Raw genomic sequence first — 24,244 nt, 5'->3', positions numbered from 1 at the left:
CCGGCGTGTGCCGGGCGGGCTCGATCTCTATGGTCGTTTCGACCAGCGCCGTTGCGGCGCCGGTCAGTTGGGGACGACGTCCGCGAAATCGCTGATCCAGCGGTGCGGGCCGCGCGGGCTGTTCGGCTCGCCCGGGCGGGTCACGCCGATGGCCTGCCAGCCCGCGGCCGCCGCGGCGTCCACCTCGTCCGGGTGGTCGGACAAGAACAGGATCTGTTCGGCCGGAACGCCGATGGTGCTCGCGATCTTCTCGTAGGACGCGGCCTCGCGTTTGGGGCCCGCGGTCGACAGGTCGAAATGCCCGCTGATGAGCGGGGACAGATCACCGCCGCGCGCGAATTCGAACCAATCCTTCTGATTGCGCACCGAACCCGACGAATAGATGTAGAGCTCCAGCCCCGCGTCACGCCAGGCCCGCAGGACGGGGGCGACATCGGGGAAGAACTCGCCGTGCAGCGCGCCGTTGCGGAACCCCTCGGCGCAGATGATGCCCTGGGCGGCCTTGAGCGGCTCGGACTTCACATCGGTGTTGAGCCACTCGATGAGAATCCGGGCCACCTCGGCAGCGTCGGCGTCCGGGCGAACCGCCTGGGCGCGGGTGGCCTCGATGACGGGATCGGCGTCGCCACCGACGTTCTCGGCCAGCCAGCCCGGGAGCCGTTCCCGGGTGTAGCCGTAGAGCTCCTCCCGCACCGAACTGGTCGGGCTGGTGGTCCCCTCGATATCGAGCACGACCACCTTGATCATGCCGGGGCCAGCAATTCGTCCAGGGTCGGGAAGCCCGCGGAGATCTTGTCGCCGCTGAAATCGCCGATCCAGCCGTCCTCTTCCTCGAAGAAGCGCACGGCCACGAATTCCGGGCGGGTGCCCATGTCGAACCAGTGCAGCGTGCCCGCGGGCACCGACACCAGATCGCCCGCGGTGCACACGGTCGCCAGCACCTCATTGCCCAGGTGCAGGTAGAAGCAGCCCGCGCCGGCGGCGAAGAAACGGACCTCGTCCTCGGCGTGCCGGTGCTCGTCGAGGAACTTGGTGCGCGCGGCGACCGCCTTGGCCGGCCACTCCGGGTCGGCGTCGTCGGGGTGGATGCGGGCCACGTCGATGAACTTGTAGCGGCCGTCGGCGTTCAATTCGTCGATGCGGCCCTGGTATTCGGCCAGCAGCTGCTCGGTCGTGGTGGCGGCGCTGAAGCCCTCCAGCAGCGGCCAGCGCTCGAAGGTGATGCCGCGCTTGCCCAGCTCGGCGGCGATCACCGCGTCGTCATCGGTGCGCAGGACGACCTCACCGGCGTCGGTGTCGGACATGATCTGCAACAGGGTCATCGGAGGTTCCCTTCTCGGAACGCGGTATTCGTTTCACACATGGTCGCGCACCGGGAGCTCCTGGTGCCCGGTCAGAGTGGTCAGTTCACACATCGCCTCGAGGCATTCGGCGCGGTCGCGGGCCTGCGCCAGCGACGCGCCCCAGGTGGTGACGCCGTGCCCGGCGATGAACAGCACCGGCGGGGCCTCCGGGTGCTCGGTCAGATACTTCTCGATGTCCGCGCCGATCAGTGGGACATCGGCGTGGTTCGGGAACACCGGGATGTCGATGAGGTCCGGGCGGGTCGAGCCCAGGCCCTTGATCAGCTCGTATCCGGCGAAACGTGCGGTGGTGACACCGTTTCCGCCGGTCCGGATCGACACGGCCGTGGCGTGCGGCGGGTGCACGTGCACCACGGCGTCCGCGCCGCGGGTGCGGTAGACGGCGGTGTGGATGGTGGTCTCCGCCGACGGCTTCCGGCCGGAGTCGTCCACGGGCCGGGAGTCGACCACGGCGACCGTGACCATGTCCGAGGCGGTGAGCTCGCCCTTGGACAGCCCGCTCGCGGTGATGACGGCCGTATCGCCCTGGCGCACAGAGATATTGCCCGCCGTGCCCGGCATCCAGCCGTTCGCGTACAGGCCGCGCGCGATGTCGGCGATCTCGGCGCCGACGGCCGCGGCCGATCCGGGCGCGGTCACCGCACCGGCGGCGGTGCGGGCGGCGGACGGGTCCTCGAGCACGCCGAACTCGGTGACCACGGCGGTGACCAGCTCGGCCGGGGTGACGTCGAAGGCCGGATTGAAGGTGGCGGTGCCTTCGGGAGCCGTTGCGACGCCGCCGAATCCGGTCACCTCGACGGCCGCGCGCTGCTCCACCACGATGTCGGAGCCGCGCGCGGTGGAGATGTCGCGCGTCGATTCCGGCGCGACCACGATGAACGGAATGCCGTGGTGCGCGGCCGCGATGGCCAGCATGTAGGTGCCGATCTTGTTGGCCACGGCCCCGTCGGCGGTGATCCGGTCCGCGCCCACGACCACCGCGTCCACACCCTCGGTGGCCATGGCCCACGCCGCCGCCGAATCGATGGTGAGCCGGTGCGGGATCCCGGCCTCGGCCATCTCCCACGCGGTCAGGCGCGCGCCCTGCAACAGCGGGCGGGTCTCGTCGACGATCACCTCGGCCAGCGCGCCACGTTGATGCAGCACCCGCAGCGCGCCGATGGCGGTCCCCCACGCGGTGGTGGCCAGGCGGCCGGTATTGCAGTGGGTGAGCAGCCGCAGCGGGCGGTCCCCGCACAGCCGCTGGATCAGATCGGCGGCCTCGGTGGCGGCGGCCAGGTTCACCCGGCCGTCCTCGGCCAGCAGCTCCAGCGCTTCGGCCTCGAGCGCCTCGACGCCCTCGGCCAGCTTGGTCAGCGTCCGCTGCACACCCCACGCCAGGTTCACCGCGGTCGGGCGGGCGTCCGCGATGCGGGCGGCCTCGGCCTCGACCCGGGCGGTGTCGAGGCCGCCGTCGGTGGTGGCGGCCCGGGCCGCGATCACCACACCGAACGCACCGCACACGCCGATGGCGGGCGCGCCGCGCACGGCCAGCGTCTTGATGGCGTCGATGACCTCGTCGACCGTCGTGATCCGCAGCTCCCGCACCTGGTGCGGCAGGGCTCGCTGGTCGATGGTGACTATGGCACCGTCGGCCCACACGATCGAACTCTGATCCATCGAGTTATGTCCTCTTGACTGGAGATTTGCGGCGATGCCCACGGCGGTGGGCACACTCCACCGTATCGAACCCGCCCCCGTGCCTGACCGGCAGGTTTCCGATCACGCCGATCCGAATAGCCCGATTTCGTGCGGGATTGCGCCCCTGCGGTTCCGGCGCTCGGCGCGGGTGTCAGCTTTTGTCCACCGCACATACCGCTTTACTATCGCGGTATGGCGAGACCGCGTCGCACCCGCAAGATAACCGTGACGATGCCCGAGGACATCGCCGCCACTCTCGACGACTGGCGCAGCTCCGGACGCATCGCCTCGATCTCCGCGTTCGTCGCCGAGTCCGTGAAGGCGCGCGTCGACCGCGCCGACTCGCTGGCCCGCCTGGAGAACGCGCTCGGCGGCCGACCGCCGCTGGATCTGATCAATCGCGCCCGGGCGGTGCAGGGCCTGCCACCTATATCCGATGACGAGGAGGCTCCCGGCGATCACGCCGGCGCGGCATGAGCCCCGCTGCCCCGACCCTGGGCGGCGTCGTCTTCGACACCGCCGCGCTGACCGCCTGGGCCCATCGCGTGGCCTACGTGCAATCGGTGGTGTGGGCGACCGCGGACGCCGGGCACACCATCATCGTCCCGGCCACCGCGCTGGCCGCGGCCCGCGCCCTGATCCCGCCTGGGCGCTGGGACATCCTCACGGTACTGCTGGACCTGCCCAACACCGTCATCCAGCCGCTGGACCGCCCCGCCAGTGATCAGCTGGGCGACACCCTGGCCGACCGGCCCGACGCCGACGCCCTCATTCCCGCCGGGCACGCCACACTCGAAGCGGTGAGCCGGGATTGGCCCTGCCTGACCGACCGGCCCGACACCCTGCGCAAACTGGATCCGCGTGTCCAGACCGACAAACTGCCCTGACCTGCCTGAATCGCGTTGTGCCGAGCCAATTTCCGCTCAGGCGGGCGCGAGCGCCAGCGTGACGTTGTGGCCGCCGAAGCCGAACGAATTGCTCAGGGCGTACCGCAGCCGCTGCTCGCGCGGCTTGTCGGCGACCACATCGAGCTCGATCCCCGGGTCCGGATTCTCGAAATTCAGTGTGGGCGGCACGATCTGCTCCGCCAGGGTGCGCAGCGTGAGGATCGCCTCCAGCGCGCCTACCGCGCCGATCGAATGTCCCAGCGCCGATTTGGGCGCGTACACCGACGCGTGCGGCGTCACCGCCATGAGGGCCTTCGCCTCCGACGCGTCACCGACCGGCGTGCCGGTGGCGTGCGCGTTGACATGGTCGACATCCGCGCCTGTCAGCCCCGCCGCCGCGAGCGCCTTGCGCATGGCACGGGCCGCGCCGTCGCCATCGGGCGAGGTGCCGGTGATGTGATAGCCGTCCGAGGTGATGCCCGCGCCCAGCACCCGGCCGAGCACCCGCGCACCCCGCGCCCGCGCGTGCTCGGCCGACTCCAGCACCAGCAGCGCCCCCGCCTCGCCGAAGACGAAGCCGTCCCGGTCCAGGTCGAAAGGCCGTGAGGCGCGCTCTGGTTCGTCATTGCGGGTGCTCATGGCCCGCATCATGGCGAAACTGGCGATCGGGACCGCGTCGATATGACCCTCCACGCCGCCCGCGATTGCCACGTCCGCCTCACCGGTGGCGATCAGCCGCCACGCGTGGGCGATGGCCTCCGCGCCCGACGCACAGGCCGAAACAGGGGCGTACACACCGCCTTTCGCGCCGATCTCCAGGCCGACCGTGGCGGCCGGGCCGTTCGGCATGACCATCGGCACCGTCATGGGCGGCACCTTCCGGTAGCCCCCGGCCTTCATCAGGTCCACGGCATTGATGAGTGCGTCCCCGCCGCCGAGCCCGGTGCCCACCGCGACCGCCAGCCGTTCCGCCTCGACCCGCGGCGCCCCCGCGTCCTGCCACACCTGCCGTCCCAGCACCAGCGCGAGCTGCTGCACGAACGACATCCGCCGCTGCTCGATCCGGGTCAGTCGCTCCCCCGGTTGTGTCACCAGCCGTCCGCCGATCCGCACCGGCAGCTGATTCGCGGTGACGAAATCGTCGGTGAGCGTGCCGATCCCACTGTCCCCCACGAGCAGCCGTGACCAGGTGGTGTCGAGGCCGGCCCCCAGGCAGGTGGTCGCCGCCATCGCCGTCACCACCACGTCCCGTCTAGTTTCTGTACCAATCGCTACACTCATGGAGACATGAATACCTGTAGCACCCGCTACAGTCAACCGGTGCCCCGCCCACTCGACCACGCCCGCCGCGCGCAGCTCCTCGAAGGCGTCATCGCCTACATCGCCGACCACGGCCTCACCGAACTCTCACTGCGCCCCCTGGCCGAATACCTGGGCACCAGCTCCCGCATGCTGATCCATTACTTCGGCACCAAGGAGGCGATGCTGGTCGCCGCCTTGGAATCCCACCGCCCCGACATCGGCGCGATGTTCTCCGGCATCGACGACACCGCCACCCTCGCCACCCGCCTGACCCGCTCCTTCGACCGCAATACCGCCGGAGACAGCGCGGTGAGCCTGCGCGCCCTGCTCCAAGTCCTCGGCGCCGCAACCGTTCCCGGCAGTCCCTTCCGGCCCTACGCGACCGACGCGATCACCGCGGTGGTCACCCCGATGGCCGAGTCCCTGCACCGCATCGACCCGAGCCTGCCCGACCCCGAAGCCTCGGCGACGCTGCTCGTCTCCGGCATCCGCGGCCTCATCATGGACTGGTGGATCACCGGCGACACCGACCGCGTCGAACGCGCTGTCGCCCTCCTCGTAGCGGGGGTAGTCACGCAGCCGACCTGAAGCCGGATGCTGAGAAGTTGTCTGTCAGTCGTTGCGGGAGCGGTCGGTTCGACCCAGTCGGTCGCGCCGGGCGAGCAGGAAAGTGCGCTCCGACTGGTTCCTGGTGAGCTGCGCCGCGGCGTCGAAGGCCTGACCGGCTTCTGCTGGTCGCCCGAGGCGGGCGAGGAGGTCACCGCGGATCGCGTGAAATAGGTAGTAGTTCTCGAGATTCAGATCCTCCACCACCGGCAGTGCGGCTGCCGGGCCCTCAACCTCGGCGAGCGCGACAGCGCGGTGGAGCGCGACCACCGGGCCGGTGTCGAAGTGCGCGAGTTGGTCGTAGAGCGCGAGGATCTGCGTCCAGTCGGTGACGGGGTCGGTGTGCACGGCATTGATCGCGGCCAGAATCTGGTACCCGCCCGGCCGATTACGGCGCAGGCAGGCGCGGGTAATCGCGCGACCCTCGGTCACCAGGTCGGCGTTCCAGCGGGAGCGGTCCTGGTCGGCGAGTCGGACCAGGCAGCCGTCGAGGTCGGTGCGGGCGTCGCACCGGGCCTCGATCAACAGCATCAGCGCGAGCAACCCCGCGGCCTCCGGCTCGTCGGGCATGAGCTCGACCAGTAGCCGGGCCAGGCGGATCGCCTCGGCACAGAGTTCGGCGCGAGCGAGTTCGGTGCCGGAGGTGGCGACGTAGCCCTCGTTGAAGATCAGGTAGAGCACCGCGAGTACCGCGCCGAGCCGGTCGGGCAGATCGGCGTCGCGGGGCACCCGGTAGGGGATCTTGGCGTCACGGATCTTGGCCTTGGCTCGGACGAGGCGCTGCGCCATCGTTGGTTCGGGCACGAGGAACGCGTGGGCGATCTCGGCCGTGGTGAGCCCGCCGAGGAGCCGCAGTGTGAGCGCCACCTGCGCGGGGAGAGCCAGGGCCGGGTGGCAGCAGGTGAAGATCAGCCGCAGACGGTCGTCGCGCACCGGGCCCTCCTCGTCGGGTTCCTCCGGGCCGTGGAGGCGCTGAGCCTCGGCGTGTTTGTGCGCGCGGACCGATTCGCGGCGCAATTCGTCGACGGCCCGGTTGCGGGCGGTGGTGATGATCCAGCCGGCCGGGCTGGGGGGCATGCCATCGACCGGCCAGCGTTGCAGGGCCGTGGTGAACGCGTGGGCGACGGCGTCCTCGGCCGTGCTGATATCGCCGAGTCCGCGCACGAGCACGGCGACGGCTCTGCCGTACTCGGCGCGGAACACGGCCGCGATCTCCTCCGGTGCCGGACTCAATACGGTTCGACGTCCTGGAACGGGCGGACTTCGATCGGAAGCGTGGTCGCGGCGGCCGCCTTGCGGCCCCACTCCAGTGCGACGTCCAGATCGGGTGCGGTGATCACCCAGATCCCGCCGACGTGTTCTTTGCCCTCGATATACGGACCGTCGGTGAGCATGCCGTCGGCGCGCACGACGGTTGCCGTGCCGGGCGCGTGCAGGCCGCCGGTGAACACCCACGAGCCGCTCTCCCGCAGTTCCTCGTTGAACCGGTGCAGATCGGCCACGATCCGGACCATTGCCGCGGGATCCGCCTCGCCCTCGGGCTGGTAGATCGACAGCAGGTACTTCTGCATGGATTCCTACCTCACAGACGGGTGTAGTGGGCGATGATTACGCCCTTGGTGGTGGTGACGCTGCCGGTGAGCTCGAATTCGGTGAGCGGGGCGCTGCCCTCGAACAGTCGCATGCCGGTGCCGAGCGTGAGCGGATGGATCAGCAGCGTGTAGCTGTCGACCAGGCCGGCGGCGTGCAGGTCGCGAACCAGCGAGGCGCTACCGATGATCGTCAGGTCCCTGCCGACTTCCGTGTCGAGTTCGGCCACCGTCTCGGCGGCATCACCCGACAACAGGATCGAGTTCTGCCAGGCGTCCGCGTTATCCAGAGTCCTCGAACAGACGTACTTGGTGGCCGCGTTCATGTGCGTGGTGAACGGGTTGTCGTCGATGCGGGTGGCCCAGGCGGTGATGAAGTCCGCCCAGGTCCGGCGTCCGAACAGCATGTCCGTGGGGTTCGACATGCTCTTGCCCATCTCCGCGGCCATGACGTCGTCGTTGTACTCGCCGCCCCAGCCCCCGTGGGTGAAGCCACCGCGGGTGTCCTCGTCCGGACGGCCGAGGCCCTGGACGACTCCGTCGAGAGTGATGGACAAAGTGGCGTTGACCTTGCGCATGGGATGCTCCTTCGCTCAGGCGGACCGCTCTTCCGCGACCGTTCACCTCCTACACGAAAAGCCACAGGCGAAATCGACACCGGCGCCGAACTTTATCCCAGTAAGGGTATTCGGCTGTGGTGCCGTTCAGGCGTTCGGACGGGTGAGTTCCACTGCCAGCTTCAGGAGTTCGGGGAGGTGGTGGCCGTCCGAGGGTGCTCGGCGCAGGGCTTCCGGGAGAGTGAACAATCCGACTTCCTGGATCTGTTCGGCGTCCTCGGGATTGGTCGGTGCGCCCGTCAGCCGCACCTCGGCGGTGCACCACAGCCAGGCCTTGTGCGGATGGGGCTGCCAGGGGCGATACGGCGCGGGCCGGTCCGTCGTCGCGTAGTGCGCACCGAATTGCCGGATGGGTCCGGCCAGTTCGGCGCCCGCCTCCTCCGCGAGTTCCCGGATGACGCAGGACTCGATGGACTCTCCGGCCTCGCGGGTGCCGCCGGGCAGGATCCAGACATCGCGGTCATCGCGGCACAGGACGATGCGGTCGCCGACGAAACAGACGACGTGGATATTGGTGACGAGGTCGTCGGGTGGCAGCTCGGTCGAGAACTGGACGTCGAGCCCGCCCCACTCCCAGCGGGCGGGGGCGTGCAGGAGTGGGTAGCGCTCGGCGAGAGTCATGAGTCGACGGTACGGGGGCTGGGGCGTAAGTGGCCGGGGCCGTAGGTGATTGCGCGGAGCAGGTATTCGATCGGGCCGTAGCGGTGCCGCCGGGTCCAGCGGGATGCGAGGGCCAGCTGCGCCGTGTACAGGACGACCGCTATCGCCAGGACCGTCCAGTCCGTCATGCGGCCCGCCAGGGCCAACCCGTAGCCGGTGAAGATCAGTGACGTGATCAACGATTGGCCTATATAGACGGTGGCGGCGATCCGGCCCGCGGGTGCGAAGAATTCGGCCACCCGGGGATGGTTGTGGCTGATCCGCAGCAGCGTGGCCCCGTACGCCGCGGCCACCAGCGGACCGGCGATCATGGCGGGACCCGCGAGGGGCGGCCACTGCGTTATTGCATTCGATGCCGAAATCGGCAGTCCGGCACCGAAACCTACCCATTGCACGCGAGGCAGCCACGGCAGATAACGCTCGGGTGATTCGAGCAGTCGCGCTGTGCCCGCGGCGAGACCGACCAGAAACAGCGGCAGGACGTTGAACAGTCCGAACAGCAAGAAGGTCGGCAGCCGCCCCGCGAACAGCTCCCACCGCCACGCGGCGGCCGTCCTCCAGCCGGCCCGTGCGATATCGAGCAGCCGGTCGCGCTCCGCGAGCGAGACCACGTCCTCTCGGCCTGCGGCCGTCATCACCGCGATGACCAGCGTGCCGATCCCGTACAGCGCGGCCGCGACCCAGAGCGCTGCCCGTGGTCGCAGCCGCCGGCCGATCACCAGCAACACCAGCCCGATCGCCCCATAGCCGAACAGCACGTCCCCGGTGAAGAAGAACACCGCGTGCACCACCCCGATGGCCATCAGCGCCAGGCATCTTCGCACCGTGCGCCCGCGCCCGCTCACCCCGGCTCGTTCGGCGGATCGGAGCTGCATGGTCAGCGAGTAACCGAAGAGGAACGAGAACAACACATAGAACTTGTTGTGGAACAGCGCCTCTGACAGGGTTCTCGCGGCGCCGGGCGCGAATCCGCTCGGGTCCGACATGATCTCGATATTGACCAGAAGGACTCCGCCGAGGGCGAATCCGCGCAGCGCGTCGAGTTCCCGCAGTCTGGGCACCACCGGAGGGGCCTGCTCAACCGTCATGCCCGGACGGTAGGAGTGCCTCCCGGTCACCGGGATCCCCCGCCGGAGCGAGATGCGGGTGCCTCCACGGAGTGAGACCCACCCCGCCATCTAGAACTGGTGTCAGTATTGTTCCCCCATGGCCTTCGTCATCGACAAAAGCGTGGAGATCGACGCACCCGCCGAGCTGGTCTGGCAGGTGCTCACCGATGTGGACGCGTACGGGGAATGGAATCCCTTCGTCCTGGAGTGCAAGACCACCCTGGAACCCGGCTCCCCCATCGACATGCGCGTGCAGCTGGTCGGCCCGCCCAAGCAGCAGCGCGAGTTCATCCGCTCCTGCACCCCGGGGCGCGAGTTCAGCTACAACATGAAGCCCGCGCCGCTCGGCGTGCTCAGCAGCGAACGCTCGCACCTGATTACCGATCTCGGCGACGGCCGCACCCGCTACGACTCGCACTTCCAGCTCAACGGCCCGCTGTCCGTGGTGGTCGGCGGTCTGCTCGGCGGCGCGCTGCGCAAGGGCTTCACCGGCATGACCGAAGCCGTCAAGACCCGCGCCGAGGCCCTGAAAGCCGCGCGCGACTAGCGTTCACGCCTCGAACGGCACCACATTGCCGGCGGCGTCGCGGCCACCGCTCTCGCTCGCGATAGCGGTGGCCAGGTCCTGCACGCTGGTCCAGCTGCGCGGCTCCTCGTCCTCCAGATTTCCGATGGTGTACCAGGTGGCGGTACCGCGATAGCGCACGAGCCCGTGGCCCGAGTAGTCCAGCGTCACATCGAGATCCCCGGAGACCGTTCCCTCTTCCCGGGTCATGACGGCTGCCTCGCTCTGGATTTCGACGATGGCGACTATGTGAACTCTCCCTTGCTGATGCAGTCCTTCACCGCCGTCTGCAATGCGGACTGTTCCTTGGTGTCGACGTTCAATCCGTACTTTAGTTTCACCTGGATGTAGTGCCCGATATAGGCGCACCGGAAGTTTCCGGGCGGCAGGTAACTGGACGGATCCTGGTCGCCCTTGGAACGGTTGGCGGTGGGATCGGAAATCACCAGGTTCACCGCGTCATTGGCGATATGACGGCGGGTATCGTCATCGAGTTTCGCCGCGCCCGATCGCCACGCCTCGGCCAGCGCCACGATGTGGTCGATGTCCAGGCCCGACGAATCGGTGGTCCACTTGTAAGGCTTGAGGGCATTGGTCTTCTTGTCCATGACCCCGTACTGATCGCGCCAGCCCGCATCGGCGCCGAGAGTCAGTTTGCAGCTGCTCGGATCCAGTTTCACCGGTCCGGTCCCGTCGCGTAGCAGCACCACCTCGCGGGTGGTGCAGCGGCTGTATTGCGCGAAGCTGTCACCGAATCCGTGCTCGGGCTTCTCGGTGTCCCAGTGCGGGAAACGCTCGCGCGAGTAACCGGTCATCGGCAGTTCGTCGGCCACCTTGAGTTTGCCCAGCAGCGCGTTGATCTCCTTGGCCGATCCGGCCGGTTGCGCGCCGCGATCGGGAATCGGCGGGCCACTCGATTCCGGTTTGTCTGTGCCGCCGCGTTTTTCGAGGACGGTGATCGCGACGGCCAGTGCGACCACGATCAATAGCGATACGACCGCTTGCACCAGGCGGCGTTGGGCCGGGGACAGGCGGTCCGACAGGCGGAATGGATTTGTGCGCAACATATCCCGCAAATCTTCGCAATCAGCGACCCGAATCGGCAAGTCGCACGAGGTTCGGAGACCTGTTTGACATCCTCCCCGCCCTGACGGGCGGGGATTCCCTGCCTCGCGGCAGAGTGTTCCTGTTTCATCGACGGTTGCCTTCCCGCATCAGCTGCGAAGCGGTCTCACACCATCTCCGCAGGCGAGCGCCGCAAGCCCTGCGGCACGTATGTTCTTGGCGGCGTTCACATCCCGGTCGTGGACCGCGCCACACAGGCACGTCCACTCTCGGATGTGAAGGGGCAACGAGTCCGCGATACGCCCGCATGTCGAGCACGTCTTGGACGACGGATAGAACCGGTCCACCGCAACCACGGTGCGGCCGTACCAGTCGGCCTTGTACTCCACCATGGACCGGAACTGCGACCAGCTCGCGTCCGAGATCGCTCGCACCAGCGAACGATTCCAGACCATGTTGCGCACACTCAAATCCTCGATGGCGATCACTTGGTTTTCGCGCACCAGCCGAGTGGAGAGTTTGTGCAGATGGTCCCTGCGGCGGTCGGAGATCCGAGCGTGGATACGCGCGACCCGCAGACGTGCTTTGGCCCGGTTGTTCGAGCCCTTCTGTTTCCGGGACAGGGCACGCTGAGCCTTCGCCAGCGTGCCCGGTCCTGTTTCTCATGTCTGGGGTTGGAAACCTTCTCCCCGGTCGAGAGCGTGTACAGCGAGGTGATGCCCGCATCCACACCCAGCGTTCATTCCATGGTGGGTCGCGCGAAGTTCGAAACAATGGCGGCGCAGCCCTTCCCGTGCTGCTACCTGCGGATATGCGACGGCGCGCCGGGTAGTGGCTACCCGGCGCGCCGAATTGTCCTGAGAATCAGGCCATGTGGTTGTCCTGAGGATCAGGCGGTGTGGATCAGGCGTTGTTGAGCTTGTTCAGCCGCTCGCATGCCTCGAGGTACTCGTTGATGAGGCGCTGCATCACGTCCGCGGAGCGCTCCATCTTGTTCATCATGCCGACGACCTGGCCGACCGGGTTGAAGTTCACGTCCTTGGCCTGCTCGGGGTAGCGGTGGCCACGCTTGACGCCGTCGAGGGCGACCATCATCTGCAGCGGCATGCCGAGCGGGTTCGGGGTGTCCTCGGCCTCCCAGGCCTCGGTCCAGTCGTTCTTGAGCATGCGGCACGGCTTGCCGGTCCACGAGCGCGAACGCACGGTGTCGGAGCTGGTGGCGTCGATGTAGGTCTGCATCTGCGCGGGCGGCACATTGGCCTCCTCGACGGTCAGCCACAGCGAGCCGGTCCACGCGCCCGCAGCGCCCATGGCCAGCGCCGCCGCGACCTGACGGCCGTCGCCGATACCGCCGGCCGCGAGCGCCGGCATGTCGCCGATCGCGTCGATGACCTGAGGCCACAACACCATCGACGAGATCTCGCCGCAGTGGCCGCCGCCCTCGGTGCCCTGCATGACCACGAAGTCCAGTCCGGCGTTCTTGTGGTTCATGGCGTGCTTGACCGAACCGCACAGCGCGCCGATCAGGCGGCCGGAGTCCTGGATCTGCTTGATCACGTCGTCGGGCGGGGTGCCCAGCGCGTTGGCGACCAGCTTGGCCTTGGGGTGGTTGAGGATGACCTCGATCTGCGGGGCGACCGTGGTGGCGGTCCAACCCAGCAGCTGGTTGTGCTTCTCCTCCGGCGGCAGGTGCGGCACGCCGTGGTCGTTGAGGATCTTCTCCGCGAAGTCGCGGTGACCCTGCGGAACCAGCTTGGCCAGCTGGGCTTCCAGCTCCTCGGGGCTCAGGCCCTCGACGCCCTTGCCCTCGTACTTGGACGGGATGACCAGGTCGACGCCGTAGACGCCCTGCACGTGCTCGTCCAGCCACTGCAGCTCGACCTCGAGCTGCTCGGCGGTGAACCCGACCGCGCCGAGCACACCGAGACCACCCGCGTTGCTGACCGCGGCGGCCACGTCCCGGCAGTGGGTGAAGGCGAAGATGGGCACGTCGATGCCGAGGCGATCGCAGATCTCGGTACGCATGGTGTGGTGGGCTCCTCTGAACTTTCCGACACTGGAAATGTTGTGCCCACCACACTAGAACATGTTCTACATTCGGACCAGTCTCTCGATGCCCACCTATAGGTCACTGTCAACAACATGTTCTAGTTGCCGGGAATGGTCAGCCGTGCGCGAGCAGCCCGTCGGCACGCAGGTCATCGAAAAGGAGCTGGTCCACGGGCGGCACGTGCGGCCGGTCCGCGTAGCTGAACCAGGCGATCTCCTCGATCTCGCTGCTGACCGCGATATCGCCGGAGTATTCGGCCGTATAGCAGGCCATGCGCACGACCGCGTCGGGAATCAATGCCTCGTAGGTGCCCACGTGAGCGACCGTCTCCGGGGCGATCTCCACGGTCAGCTCCTCACGGATCTCGCGCACGAGAGTCTGCAGATCGGTCTCGTCCCCCTCGCGTTTACCGCCCGGGATGTAGAAGACGTCCTTGCCGCTCGGCCGCGCGCACAGAATCCTCCCGCCCTCGATCCGCACCCACGCCACCGTGTCGATCAGCCGCTGCTCCCGCTCCGTCCGCATTCGCGCAGCCTAGCGGGCGTCAGTCCGTGGGCCGTGGGATGCGTTGCGCCCATGTCGGCAGCCAGATCTCGTGGTCGGGCCGGACAGTGCGCCGCGCGTCGAGGTGGCTGCGGAGTTCGGTGAGGGCGGGGTGCGGATTGTCGGTGCGCCAAATGATCGACAGCGGGTAGACGAGCGCCGGGTCGCGAATCGGTACTCGCCGCAGGTCGTAGCTGTCCGGCCACAGGTAGCGGGTGCCAGCGCCGACCAGGGTCGCCAGGTTCGGGGAGTCGGCGATCTCCTCCAGCAGCGCCTCTTTCGAGAAGACCGGGCCGAGCCCGTCGATCGTGAACCCGAAGGTGTCGGTGAGTTCGGCGAAGTAGTCGGCCACCTCGCCGTGCGTGGGCAGGCCGGGCATCCAGATGCGCAGCCCGGCCAGTTGCGCGGGCGTCACCGCCGGCGCGTCGGCGAAGGGGTGGCCAGGGCCGACCAAGAGCTCGTGCGGTTCGTCGATCACCCGGGCCGCGCCGATCCCGTGGGGCAGTTGCTGTCGTGTGCGGACAGCGTGGAAGGTGGCGTCGATGGTGCCCGCTTCGACGGCGGCGATCGCGGTCTCCGCGTCGCCTTCGAGGGTGACGATGTCCAGCGCGATGGTCGGATGCGCGCGATGGAAGTTCTGCAGCAGTGTCGCCATGACGACCCGGCGGGCCACGACGTCGACGCGGAGCGCGCGCCGGCCGGGTCGCACCGAGGCGTCGGCGCGCTCGGCGACCCGCAGCAGTTCCCGCGCGTGCGGCAGGAAGGCCCGGCCGTCGATGGTGAGTTCGGCGCCGCGGGCTGTCCGGGCGAACAGGCGCACGTCCAGGTATTTCTCCAGTGCGGCAATGCGTTTGGAGACCGCCTGCTGGGTGATCGACAACTCGGCGGCGGCGTCCTGGAACCGGCCCGTGTCGGCGGCCGTGACGAAGGTGCGCACGCCATTGAGATCCACGGCGACACCGTACCCGCACAACGATTGGTTGTGGCTCGCCGAGGGATCGGTTGTTTGATCTCGATGTTTCTGGCTTGGTTGGATCGCTGCTGTCAACGGCGGGTTGTTCGGAGGTGCGGGAGCGTGATGGGCAGGCGGGCGCTGGGCCGGGAGTTCGGGTGGCTCTGGGCGTCGTACGCGGTCAGCGCTTACGGGTCGGGGCTGGGGTTCGGGGCGTTGCCGTTGATCGCCGTCGTGGTCTTGCGGGCCAGTCCGGTTCAGGTGTCCACGCTGGCGGCGGTCGGTCCGGCGGTCGGCGCGTTGATCGCCTTGCCGCTCGGGCCGTGGGTGGAGTTCCAGCGCAAGCGGCCGGTGATGATCGGCATGGATCTGCTGCGGTTCGCGGTCATGCTGAGCATTCCCGTCGCGTATGCGCTCGGCGGATTGAGTTTCGGTCAACTGATGGTGGTGTCGGCGGTGGTGGCCGCGGCCAAGATCGCGTTCGGGGCGGCCAGTGGCGCGTATCTGAAGTCGTTGGTGCGGGCGGACGATCTGCTCGTGGCCAATGCGCGATTCGAGTCGACGAACTGGAGTTCCATCGCTGTCGGGCCACCGCTGGGTGGTGTGGCGATCGGATTGCTCGGACCGGTGGTCACGGTGGTGGCCGATGCGGTGAGCTATCTGCTGTCGGCTTCGGCGTTGGGGGCCATTCGCGATCGGGAAGAGCGCCCGGTGCGCGGTGGGGCGCCAACCCCGCGTATGGATGAACTCCTCGACGGGTGGCGACATCTGCTGCGCCATCCCGGATTGCGCGGTTTGTATCTCAATCAGCTGCTGGTGAGCGGTCTGATCATGGCCACCGAGCCGTTGCTGGCCGTGCTGCTGCTCCGTGAACTCGGCTTCTCCCCTTGGCAATACGGCCTGGCCTTCGCCGCGCCCTGCCTCGGCGGGCTCCTGGGTTCACGCCTGGCCGGTCGAGTCGTCGCACGGCACGGCCAGTTTCGGATCCTGCGTGTGGTCGGCACGCTGCGCGCGATCTGGCTGATCGGGCTCGTATTCGTCCAGCCCGGGGTGATCGGTCTCGTGACGGTGATCGTGGTCGAGCTCGCGATCATCGTCAATATGAGCCTGTACACGCCGGTACTGGCCACCTATCGACTCGAACACACGCCGAAAGACCTTGTCGCCCGAACCCTTTCGGCGTGGTCCATCGGCAGTGGCCTCGCGATCGCCGGGCTCAGCGCGCTGGGCGGGCTCCTCGCGAGCGTGACGAGCCCGCGCGCGGCCATCGCGGTGGCGGGCATGGTGATCCTGCTCAGCCCGCTCCTGCTCCCCCGCGAGGAGCGCCCGTGCGGTGCCACCGGCCCGGGCGTCTCGGAAACCGCGCGGACTCGGGTCTAGCCGGGCGCGCCGGCGGCCTTCGGCATTCGGACCGCCAGGCCCAGTGCTCCCGCGGCGACGGACACGGCCGCGACGACGTACCACCCGTGCTGGAACGCGGTGAGCGTCGCCGGTCCGCCGTGCGGCGAACCCAGCACCGCCACCAGAATCGCCACGCCGACCGCCATGCCCAGCTGGCGGGCCATGGTCAACACCGCGGAGCCCGTCGCGAACTGCTGCGGCGGCAGGCCCGAGGTACCCGCGGCGGTCCCGGTGGGCAGGGTCAACCCGACGCCGAGACCGGTCAGCAGCATGCCGCCGAGGAATCCGCTCGCGTAGTTGGCGTGCAGCGCCACACCTTGCGCCCACCACACGATGCCGGCCGCGAACGCCACACCGCCGAGCGCGAGCACCCGGCCCACGCCGACCCGGGCGATGAAACGCCCCGCCGAGATCGCCACGATCGGCACGACCAGCGGGCCGGGCGCGATGCCCAGTCCGGTCTTCAACGCCGACCAGCCCCAGACGTTCTGCATCCAGAGCACCGCCGACAGCAGCATCGCCGCGAACGCCGTATTGAACAGCAGCGAATTGGCGAGTACGACACCGAAATTCGGAGCCTTCAGCAGGCCTGGGTCCACGACCGGGCTGTGATGCCGGCGCGACGAGGCGACGAAGACCGCCGCGAACACGACCGCCGCCGCGACAGCACCGAGCACGCCGGTGGAGGCCCAGCCCCAGTCCTCGCCCTTCACCACCGCGAGGATCAGCGAGGCCACCGAGGCGATCAGCGCGAGCGCGCCCACCCCGTCCGGCAGCGGTCCGCCGGTGCCCGTGGGCCGGGGCAGCAGCCGGGCGCCGACGATCAGGGCGATGATCCCCAGTGGCACGTTCACCAGAAACACCCAGCGCCAGTGCAGTTCGACGAGCAGTCCGCCCGCCACCGGACCCAGTGCCGCACCCAGGCCGCCGAACGCGACCCACAGCCGCACCGCCGTCGCCCGCTTCTCCGCCGGTGTCGCGGCCAGTAGCAGGCCGAGCGAGGACGGGGTCAGCAGCGCGGCACCCGCCGCCTGCACCACCCGGAACGCGACCAGCGCCGCGCTGTTCGGGGCGACCGCGCACAGCGCGGACCCGAGTACGAAGACGCCGAGCCCGGTCAGGAAGGCGGTCTTGTGCCCGTTCCGGTCGCCGAGCCGCCCGGCGGGCACCAGCAGCGCCGCGTAGACGATGGCGTAGGCGTTGAGCACCCAGGACAGCCCCGAGATCCGCGCGCCGGAGAAATCCTCCGCGATCCGCGGCAACGCCACATTGACGATGAACAGATCCAGGCTCGACAGCAGCACTGCCACCGCGACGACGCCGAGCACCATCCGTGGATTGGTCGTCCGCCGATCCTCCTGCACAACAGCGGTATTCATCGGGTCTCCCCCTGTGCCTCGCGGACGGTCCTAGTGAGTTGCTTCATAAGACGGACCATAGGGCAGTGGGTTCTTTGAAGCAACCGACTATGCTGGAGTCATGCGGCGAACCAGCTTCGAGGACATGAACTGCTCCATCGCCCAATGCCTGGAGGTGGTCGGCGAGTGGTGGACGTTGCTGATCGTGCGGGACGCCCTGTTCGGGGTGACCCGCTTCGACGACTTCCGCTCCCGCCTCGGCATCGCCCGCAATGTGCTCACCCAGCGCTTGGAACACCTGGTCGAGCAGGGAGTCCTTGAAAAGACGCCCTACCAGGACAATCCGGTCCGCTACGACTATCTGCTGACCGACAAGGGCCGCTCGCTGTGGACGATCCTGGCTGCCATGCGGCAGTGGGGCGACGAATGGGCCGCCCCCGACGGCCCGCCGATCGAGGCCGTCCACAAGCAGTGCGGGCATGTCACGACCGTGCACCCGGTGTGCTCGGAGTGCGGCGGGCATCTCGCCTCCCGGGACCTGCGTCTCCAGCTCGGCCCGGGCGCGCACGATCCGGCGTTGCTCCCGGGTCGCTGACGGTCGCCCGATGGAAGTCGCGGACGGAAAACCTCCAGGCCGCGAAACGGTGCGTGCCCTGGACTCCGAGAGGTCGGCGATCGAAGTGGGTCGCGCACAGCGGATTCGGAGGGATCCCGATATGTTCGACGTGCGCCGGACACGGTGGACCCGGAAGTTCCTGGTCACTGACCATCTCGGCGGGCTCGGTGCTCGCCAGTGGGGCCGGCTTGATCAGGAATCTCGGCCACCCGGACAATTCGACCAGGTAACCTCGCGCAGGCGGTCCTCGCCTGCACCGCGGTTTCCTCAGCTGGTTGCCGCGGCAGCGGAAGAAAGGTGGTGGCGGTGAGTCCCGCTGAACCGAGTGAGTCCACCCGGCCTAGCCCGGAGACCGTCCTGTCGGTCGGCGGCTGGCATCCGCGACATTCGCGCGTGCTGGCGCTGGCGAGCAACGGCGAGTTCGCGTTCGCGCTCGTCGACACCAATGGCGACGGTTCCGAGATCGACCTCGACGAGCTGATCCTCGACGACGGCGAATGGCGGCCCGGGATGAGCGTCGGCGCGGGCGAATTCATCGCCGTGGGCAGTCGCGGCTCGGTCTACGTGCTCGGCTACGGCTCGAACGTGAGCGGCGTGCGATGGGCCTATGGGCGCGCCGACCGCCCCGGCGCCGCCGAGGTCGAGGTGGACGGACGCGCGATCACCGTCACCGTCGCCGACACCGGGTGGTGGGTGTGGGTCGATCCGGTCGTCGAATCGAACTGAACCACACCACTATCGGAGTCGGGCGGCCCGGACGCCGGTGATCTGCCGGCCGGTGGCCTCGGCGATCGTCGGCAGCTGAGCGGTGATCTCGGCGGTCGGCGCCGGCGCGCCGTCGAACATGGACACGACCAGCGCGCCGTCCTCGGCCTCCCACGTACCGGCGATCCGGCCGCCGACCAGCACCAGCGGCGAGATCCAGCCCGCGGTGCGGCTGACCTTGGCGCGATGGTCGCCCGGCAGCAGCACGGTGTCGCCGGTGCCGGGGCCCAGCACGTACTGGTCGAACTGACCGAGTAGATGAACCGCGGAGGTCGGCTTCGTCTGCGCCAGCTCGTCGAGGTGCTCGGTCAGGAAGTACCCGCGGCGGCCCTCGACGTCGATCTCAGTCAGCTCGTTCCCGAGTGCCGAGAACCAGCGGCGCACAGTCGTCTTGCCGAGGAATCCGCGGGTCAGCCAGGTGTTGAAGATCTCCGGCGACGCCGGGCCGTACGCGCCGAGATAGGCGCGGACGATCGTGGGCGCGGCGTCATCGGGTTCCGGAATCCCGGCCCACCCGGGGACGACGTGCGCCGGATTGGTGAAGGTGACCGAGGTGCCGCGCGCCGGGCCGTAGCAGAGCGCCCCCTGCCAGGCCAGCGGCTTGAGCATCGACCCCCACCCCGAGCGCAGGTGCTGCTCCAGCGGCTGGAAGCGCGGTTCGGCGATCAGGGCCGACACCAGCTCGTCCCGCGTGAGCACCTGCCCGTCGAGAATCCCGCCGACCGCTTCCACCAGTGCGGCCACATCCTCGGGCGTCGCCCCGGAGGCCTTGGTCCACGCCGGTTTCTCCCAGGTCCGCGCCGAGGCCATGAGCGAGAGCGCGGCCGCGCCCTGCTCCGGCGTCATGGCGTGCAGCGTCCCGCGCATGGCCCAGGTCTTGAGCAGCGTCCCCTCCCCCAGCGCGTCGACGACCGCGCCGGGCTGCCCCGCTGAACGCCGCAGCGCCACAGCCGTTTCCGCGGCCGAGGTGACCTGCGCCTGCACCCCGCACAGCCGTTCGGCCACGGCCACCGCGTCCGCTGTGGTCCGCCGATCCACGAACTGCCGTCGCACTCGCCAGGCGAACACCTGATCCCACGAAACCCGCACCACGCCTCCAGAACCCGCTCGACCGCAACGGGCCAGAGCATACGACCGAGGACCGACGCGGTCCGTGATCCAGTGGGTGCGCCGACCCCGCCCGCCGACGTGGCCGAGGTGTCCAGTCCCCACACAAGGAAGACACGCTTTCGGATCGCAGACACGACAGTGGCTGCCGTCAGGGCGTTTCCGAAGAAGCCCTGCTCGCTTCGGCTGCCGGCTCCTGCCTGGGCGGGATCCAGACCCTCGTGGTCCGACACGTCGTGGAGGTCGGGTCAGGACCTGTCCGCCCGGGACTCCCGCGCAGGGGTCACGATCAGGGCGGCAGTGCCGTCCATCGCGCCCGGCGCGGGTTCCCGTGTCAGGCACGCATTTTCAGAGGCGTTCGATGATGGTGGCGTTGGCCAGACCACCGGCCTCGCACATGGTCATCAGGCCGTAGCGACCGCCGGTCTGCTCGAGGTGGTTGAGCGTGGTGGCCAGGATGCGGCCGCCGGACGCGCCGAGCGGGTGGCCCAGGGCGATCGCGCCGCCGCGCGGGTTGAGCTTGGCCGGGTCGGCGCCGAGCTCCCGCGCCCACACCAGCGGCACCGGCGCGAAGGCCTCGTTCACCTCGTAGACGTCGATATCGTCGATGGACAGCCCGGCGCGAGCCAGTACCTTGCGGGTGGCGGGGATGACGGCGGTGAGCATGAGCAGCGGGTCGTCGCCGGTGACGGCGAAGGAGTGGAAGCGGGCGCGCGGCGTCAGGCCGAGCTGGGCGGCCTTCTCCTCGCTCATGATGAGCGCGGCGGAGGCGCCGTCGCTCAGCGGCGAGGAGTTGCCCGGGGTGATCGACCATTCGATCTCCGGGAAACGGGCCTTGAACTCGGCGTCGGTGAAGGCGGGCCGCAGTCCGGCCAGGCCCTCGACGGTGGTGCCGGCCCGAACGGTCTCGTCGGCGCTGATGGTGCCCGCGGGCACCAGTTCGTTGTCGAAGCCCCCGGCCGCGGCGGTGGCGGCGGCCGATCGGTGCGAGCGGGCGGCGAACTCGTCCAGGGCGGTCCGGTCCAGCTTCCAGCGCGCGGCCAGCACCTCGGCCGCGATGCCCTGCTGCACCAGGCCGTCCGGGTAGCGGTGCGCGATCGGACCGCGGTTGGCGTCCCGGCCCTGCGCGTTGGAGAACATGGGCACCCGCGACATGGATTCCACACCGCACGCGATGGCGATGTCGTAGGCCCCGGCCATGACGCCCTGGGCGGCGAAATGGGCGGCCTGCTGTGAGGATCCGCACTGCCGGTCCACCGTCGTGGCGGGCACCGCTTCCGGGAAGCCGGCCGCGAGCACCGCGGTGCGGGAGATATTGAACGCCTGCTCACCACTCTGGGTGACGCAACCGCCGATCACATCGTCGACTAGCGCGGGGTCGATTCCGGTGCGCTCGATCAGGCTGCCCAGCACTCCCGCGAGCAGCGTGGCCGGATGGACTTCCGACAGGCCGCCACCGGCTTTTCCCTTTCCGGACGGGGTGCGAATGGCGTCGACGATGACGGCGGAAGTCATGACTTCTCCCTGTTCCCAGCGGATGATCCGGATGCGAATTCCGGTTAACATATGCACTGTACCCCACGACCGGTGGCGCCGTCAGTACCCGGATTTCCACCCTCCCTGGCACTGCGATTCCGATTGCTAACCTGTTGCTGTGACCGCCACCAGCAATCGAACCCGCGCCCCCTTCTGGGACCTCGAGATGCGGCTGTCCGCTGTGTTGTCGGTGCTCGCCGGATTCATCGGCGCGGCCGCCTACGCCCACTCCGAGGGCTATTTCGTCACCTTCATGACCGGCAATACCGAACGCGCCATCCTCGGAAACTTCGCCGGCGACTACACCCTGGCCGTGGGTGCGGCCTCGATCATCGTCTGCTTCCTGGCCGGTGTCTTCGTCGCGTCGATCTGCCGGCGGTACTGGTGGACCAATCACCCGCACGGCGCGACCATGCTCACCTCCGTCGCGTTGGCGTGCGCGGCCATCGTCGACAACATCCTCGACGACCGCGGCATCGGCCTGGTCCCCATTCTTTTCGTCGCCTTCGGCATGGGCGCGCTGAACACCTCGTTCGTGAAGAACGGCGAGGTGTCGATCCCGGTCAGTTACGTCACCGGCACGATGGTGAAACTCGCACAGGGCATCGAGCGGCACGCCTTCGGCGGCGGCAGCGTCCGTGACTGGCTGGGCTATGCGACGCAATACTTTTCGTTCGGCACGGGCGCGCTCATCGGCGGCCTGGTGGCGGTGGTGGTGGACGGCGCCTACATGCTCAACGCTGCGGTCGCAGGGTCGCTGCTGGTGGCCTCCTACACCTGGCGAGCCGACATCCGCTGGGTGCGCCGCACGGCCCGCCGGGCAATGGACGAGAGCTGAACCACGCGACACGGGCAGGTCACAGCCAGGCAACACATGGCTAATTGACCGCAAATGCGGCGAACTGGTCATATTCTGCAAAACATGACAACCAGCAAAGAGGGAGTTTTCGAGGGGCCGGTTCAAACACTGGCCCGCAGCGCGTGGCAGTCGATCCTGGTCACCGGCATTCTCTCGGTGGTGCTGGGCATCCTGATCCTGGTGTGGCCCGGACCGACCCTGGTGGTCGCGGGCGTCCTGTTCGGTATCTACCTGCTCGTCTCCGGCGTCTTCCAGCTGATCGCGGCGTTCGGTCTGCATGTCAGCGCCTGGATGCGGGTGCTGTCGTTCATCACCGCCATCCTGTCGTTCATCCTGGGCTTCTTCTGCTTCCGCAACGAGTTCCAGGCGATCGGCCTGCTGGCGTTGTGGATCGGTATCACCTGGATCTTCCGCGGCACCGCGGTGCTGGTGGCCGCGATGTCGGACTCCGCGGTTCCGGGCCGGGGCTGGCAGATCCTGTTCGGCATCCTGCTGATCGTCGGCGGCGGCCTGCTGATCGTGGAGCCGTTCCGCTCCATCACCACCCTGGTCGTCGTGGTCGGCTGCTGGCTGATCGTGATCGGCATCTTCGAGGTCGTCACGGCGTTCCAGGTCAAGCGCACGGCCAAGCACGTCGCCGCGAACCTATAACCCTTCGACAGCGAGAATGGCGGTCGCCCCGGAGCCGGGGCGGCCGCCATTCTCGTTGCCGGGTAGATCGTTTCAGCGCAGCAGCCGCTTGGGCCGCTTGTCCATGAGCCGCAGGATCAGCGGCGTGAAGATGAGCTGCATCGCCAGATCCATCTTCCCGCCCGGCACCACGATGCTGTTGGGCCGCGACATGAACGAGTCGTGCAGCATGGACAGCAGATACGGGAAGTCGATCACCTTCGGGTCGGCGAAGCGGATCACCACGAAACTCTCGTCCGCGGTCGGAATCGTCCGGGCGGTGAAGGGATTCGAGGTGTCGACCGTCGGCACCCGCTGGAAGTTCACGTAGGTCCGCGAGAACTGCGGGCAGATGTGCTTCACGTAGTCGGGCATGCGCCGCAGAATGGTGTCGATGATGGCCTCGCTGGAGTAGCCGCGTTCGGTCTTGTCGCGGTGCACCTTCTGAATCCACTCCAGATTGATGATCGGCACCACGCCCACCAGCAGGTCGGTGTACCGCCCGACATCGACGTCCTCGCCGACCGCGGCCCCGTGCAGGCCCTCGTAGAACAACAGGTCGCTGCCCGGCGCCAGCTCCACCCACGGCGTGAAGGTGCCCGCGGGCTGCCCGTAGGGTTTGGCCTCCTCGTCGTCGTGCAGGTAGCGGCGTACCGCCCCGACGCCGGTTTCCCCGTAATCGCGGAACAGCGTCTCGAGCTCGGGAAGCAGATTCGCCTCCGGCCCGAAATGCGAGAACGTGAGATTGCGCTGCTGTTCGGCCTCGGCCATGGCCAGTTTCATCTCGTTGCGGTCGTAGCGATGGAACGAATCCCCTTCCACGATGGCCGCGTTGATTCCCTCGCGGCGGAATATCTCCTGGAAGGTCCGCGTGACGCTGGTCGTCCCCGCACCGGACGACCCGGTGATCGCGACCACGGGATGTTTGACCGACATGGCACCTC

Annotated in this window: 27 protein-coding genes and 1 pseudogene; 9 read left to right on the top strand and 19 right to left on the bottom strand. The window is 68.5% G+C overall.

Translation table 11 applies throughout. The features are described from left to right. Positions 1-63: 63 nt before the first annotated feature. The 3 genes from mtnC to mtnA are packed head-to-tail and all read right to left on the bottom strand — an operon-like array spanning position 64 to position 3,023. Entirely contained in the window at positions 64-747 is a 684-nt protein-coding gene (mtnC, locus tag ACFYTS_RS11230; protein ID WP_387303074.1) for an acireductone synthase, read from the bottom strand. Further along, on the bottom strand, positions 744-1,322 hold the full coding sequence (locus ACFYTS_RS11225) for a cupin (protein ID WP_357081740.1): 579 nt from the start codon (positions 1,320-1,322) through the stop codon (positions 744-746). Before ACFYTS_RS11225 ends, mtnC begins: the two co-directional genes overlap by 4 nt. Before the next feature lie 33 nt (positions 1,323-1,355). Then, complete coding sequence (mtnA, locus tag ACFYTS_RS11220) at positions 1,356-3,023, bottom strand: S-methyl-5-thioribose-1-phosphate isomerase (protein ID WP_387303071.1); 1,668 nt, start codon at positions 3,021-3,023, stop codon at positions 1,356-1,358. A 213-nt stretch (positions 3,024-3,236) separates the two neighbouring features. Here mtnA and ACFYTS_RS11215 point away from each other — a divergent pair, with 213 nt between their 5' ends. After that, the gene (locus tag ACFYTS_RS11215; RefSeq protein ID WP_387303068.1) at positions 3,237-3,521 is read left to right on the top strand and encodes a hypothetical protein; all 285 of its coding nucleotides are present in this window, start codon (positions 3,237-3,239) and stop codon (positions 3,519-3,521) included. After that, entirely contained in the window at positions 3,518-3,931 is a 414-nt protein-coding gene (locus ACFYTS_RS11210) for a hypothetical protein (protein ID WP_357081746.1), read from the top strand. The genes ACFYTS_RS11215 and ACFYTS_RS11210 overlap by 4 nt, the downstream gene beginning before the upstream one ends. Before the next feature lie 36 nt (positions 3,932-3,967). On the opposite strand, the gene ACFYTS_RS11205 is transcribed toward ACFYTS_RS11210, so the two are convergent. Next, positions 3,968-5,212, bottom strand: a complete 1,245-nt coding sequence (locus tag ACFYTS_RS11205; protein WP_387303065.1) for a KasA/KasB family beta-ketoacyl-ACP synthase — start codon at positions 5,210-5,212, stop codon at positions 3,968-3,970. A gap of 39 nt (positions 5,213-5,251) precedes the next feature. On the opposite strand from ACFYTS_RS11205, the gene ACFYTS_RS11200 reads away from it, so the two are divergent. Next, positions 5,252-5,821 (top strand): TetR/AcrR family transcriptional regulator, encoded by a 570-nt coding sequence (locus tag ACFYTS_RS11200; protein WP_357276431.1) that lies wholly within the window; start codon positions 5,252-5,254, stop codon positions 5,819-5,821. 24 nt (positions 5,822-5,845) lie between these two features. Here ACFYTS_RS11200 and ACFYTS_RS11195 read toward each other — a convergent pair whose 3' ends face one another. The 5 genes from ACFYTS_RS11195 to ACFYTS_RS11175 all read right to left on the bottom strand — a co-directional run bounded on the left by ACFYTS_RS11195 (position 5,846) and on the right by ACFYTS_RS11175 (position 9,793). Then, entirely contained in the window at positions 5,846-7,072 is a 1,227-nt protein-coding gene (locus ACFYTS_RS11195; protein ID WP_387303062.1) for an RNA polymerase sigma factor, read from the bottom strand. After that, entirely contained in the window at positions 7,069-7,410 is a 342-nt protein-coding gene (locus ACFYTS_RS11190) for a YciI family protein (RefSeq protein WP_387303059.1), read from the bottom strand. The genes ACFYTS_RS11195 and ACFYTS_RS11190 overlap by 4 nt, the downstream gene beginning before the upstream one ends. 11 nt (positions 7,411-7,421) lie before the next feature. Next, complete coding sequence (locus ACFYTS_RS11185) at positions 7,422-8,006, bottom strand: dihydrofolate reductase family protein (RefSeq protein WP_387303056.1); 585 nt, start codon at positions 8,004-8,006, stop codon at positions 7,422-7,424. Between the two features lie 126 nt (positions 8,007-8,132). Then, positions 8,133-8,666, bottom strand: coding sequence for an NUDIX domain-containing protein (locus ACFYTS_RS11180; RefSeq protein ID WP_387303053.1), 534 nt, complete (start codon positions 8,664-8,666; stop codon positions 8,133-8,135). Continuing rightward, the gene (locus ACFYTS_RS11175) at positions 8,663-9,793 is read right to left on the bottom strand and encodes a DUF418 domain-containing protein (RefSeq protein ID WP_387303051.1); all 1,131 of its coding nucleotides are present in this window, start codon (positions 9,791-9,793) and stop codon (positions 8,663-8,665) included. The genes ACFYTS_RS11180 and ACFYTS_RS11175 overlap by 4 nt, the downstream gene beginning before the upstream one ends. A 118-nt stretch (positions 9,794-9,911) precedes the next feature. Here ACFYTS_RS11175 and ACFYTS_RS11170 point away from each other — a divergent pair, with 118 nt between their 5' ends. Next, on the top strand, positions 9,912-10,361 hold the full coding sequence (locus ACFYTS_RS11170; protein WP_357276443.1) for an SRPBCC domain-containing protein: 450 nt from the start codon (positions 9,912-9,914) through the stop codon (positions 10,359-10,361). 3 nt (positions 10,362-10,364) lie between these two features. Here the strand turns inward: ACFYTS_RS11170 and ACFYTS_RS11165 are convergent, their stop codons facing one another. The 6 genes and pseudogenes from ACFYTS_RS11165 to ACFYTS_RS11140 form a co-directional block, all read right to left on the bottom strand. Then, positions 10,365-10,589 (bottom strand): hypothetical protein, encoded by a 225-nt coding sequence (locus tag ACFYTS_RS11165; protein ID WP_357276444.1) that lies wholly within the window; start codon positions 10,587-10,589, stop codon positions 10,365-10,367. Between the two features lie 35 nt (positions 10,590-10,624). Further along, entirely contained in the window at positions 10,625-11,446 is an 822-nt protein-coding gene (locus tag ACFYTS_RS11160; RefSeq protein ID WP_387303047.1) for an HNH endonuclease family protein, read from the bottom strand. Between the two features lie 147 nt (positions 11,447-11,593). Beyond that, positions 11,594-12,180 (bottom strand): annotated as a pseudogene (locus ACFYTS_RS11155) (RNA-guided endonuclease TnpB family protein); the annotation flags it as partial. 167 nt (positions 12,181-12,347) lie between these two features. Next, complete coding sequence (locus tag ACFYTS_RS11150) at positions 12,348-13,469, bottom strand: nitronate monooxygenase family protein (protein ID WP_357276449.1); 1,122 nt, start codon at positions 13,467-13,469, stop codon at positions 12,348-12,350. 139 nt (positions 13,470-13,608) lie between these two features. Further along, on the bottom strand, positions 13,609-14,019 hold the full coding sequence (locus ACFYTS_RS11145) for an NUDIX domain-containing protein (RefSeq protein ID WP_387303045.1): 411 nt from the start codon (positions 14,017-14,019) through the stop codon (positions 13,609-13,611). 19 nt (positions 14,020-14,038) lie between these two features. Further along, positions 14,039-14,989, bottom strand: a complete 951-nt coding sequence (locus tag ACFYTS_RS11140) for a LysR family transcriptional regulator (protein WP_387303043.1) — start codon at positions 14,987-14,989, stop codon at positions 14,039-14,041. A 126-nt stretch (positions 14,990-15,115) separates the two neighbouring features. Here ACFYTS_RS11140 and ACFYTS_RS11135 point away from each other — a divergent pair, with 126 nt between their 5' ends. Further along, positions 15,116-16,369, top strand: a complete 1,254-nt coding sequence (locus ACFYTS_RS11135) for an MFS transporter (protein ID WP_387303794.1) — start codon at positions 15,116-15,118, stop codon at positions 16,367-16,369. Here the strand turns inward: ACFYTS_RS11135 and ACFYTS_RS11130 are convergent. Next, the gene (locus ACFYTS_RS11130; protein WP_387303040.1) at positions 16,366-17,769 is read right to left on the bottom strand and encodes an MFS transporter; all 1,404 of its coding nucleotides are present in this window, start codon (positions 17,767-17,769) and stop codon (positions 16,366-16,368) included. The two genes, ACFYTS_RS11135 and ACFYTS_RS11130, sit on opposite strands and share 4 nt — an antisense overlap. Before the next feature lie 100 nt (positions 17,770-17,869). Here ACFYTS_RS11130 and ACFYTS_RS11125 point away from each other — a divergent pair, with 100 nt between their 5' ends. Together ACFYTS_RS11125 and ACFYTS_RS11120 are read left to right on the top strand one after the other, a co-directional pair. Further along, the gene (locus tag ACFYTS_RS11125; RefSeq protein ID WP_357276458.1) at positions 17,870-18,343 is read left to right on the top strand and encodes a helix-turn-helix domain-containing protein; all 474 of its coding nucleotides are present in this window, start codon (positions 17,870-17,872) and stop codon (positions 18,341-18,343) included. Positions 18,344-18,670: 327 nt separating this feature from the next. Beyond that, positions 18,671-19,090, top strand: coding sequence for a hypothetical protein (locus ACFYTS_RS11120; protein ID WP_387303037.1), 420 nt, complete (start codon positions 18,671-18,673; stop codon positions 19,088-19,090). Between the two features lie 9 nt (positions 19,091-19,099). On the opposite strand, the gene ACFYTS_RS11115 is transcribed toward ACFYTS_RS11120, so the two are convergent. Continuing rightward, entirely contained in the window at positions 19,100-20,221 is a 1,122-nt protein-coding gene (locus ACFYTS_RS11115) for a DNA glycosylase AlkZ-like family protein (RefSeq protein WP_387303034.1), read from the bottom strand. Positions 20,222-20,584: 363 nt separating this feature from the next. Next, positions 20,585-21,751 carry a thiolase family protein gene (locus ACFYTS_RS11110; protein ID WP_387303032.1) on the bottom strand — a complete coding sequence of 389 codons (1,167 nt, stop codon included), beginning with the start codon at positions 21,749-21,751 and terminating at the stop codon, positions 20,585-20,587. A 187-nt stretch (positions 21,752-21,938) separates the two neighbouring features. Here ACFYTS_RS11110 and ACFYTS_RS11105 point away from each other — a divergent pair, with 187 nt between their 5' ends. Then, complete coding sequence (locus ACFYTS_RS11105) at positions 21,939-22,610, top strand: YoaK family protein (protein ID WP_387303791.1); 672 nt, start codon at positions 21,939-21,941, stop codon at positions 22,608-22,610. A gap of 84 nt (positions 22,611-22,694) precedes the next feature. Next, a complete protein-coding gene (locus ACFYTS_RS11100) occupies positions 22,695-23,282 on the top strand; it encodes an HdeD family acid-resistance protein (protein ID WP_357276470.1) in 588 nt (195 codons plus the stop codon). A 72-nt stretch (positions 23,283-23,354) separates the two neighbouring features. Here ACFYTS_RS11100 and ACFYTS_RS11095 read toward each other — a convergent pair whose 3' ends face one another. Continuing rightward, a complete protein-coding gene (locus tag ACFYTS_RS11095; protein WP_357276472.1) occupies positions 23,355-24,236 on the bottom strand; it encodes a phosphoribulokinase in 882 nt (293 codons plus the stop codon). Between the last annotated feature and the right edge of the window lie 8 nt (positions 24,237-24,244).

It is taken from the genome of Nocardia sp. NPDC004151 (genome assembly GCF_042874235.1).
GTDB lineage: Bacteria > Actinomycetota > Actinomycetes > Mycobacteriales > Mycobacteriaceae > Nocardia.
This window is presented reverse-complemented; position numbering and strand designations above follow the sequence as displayed.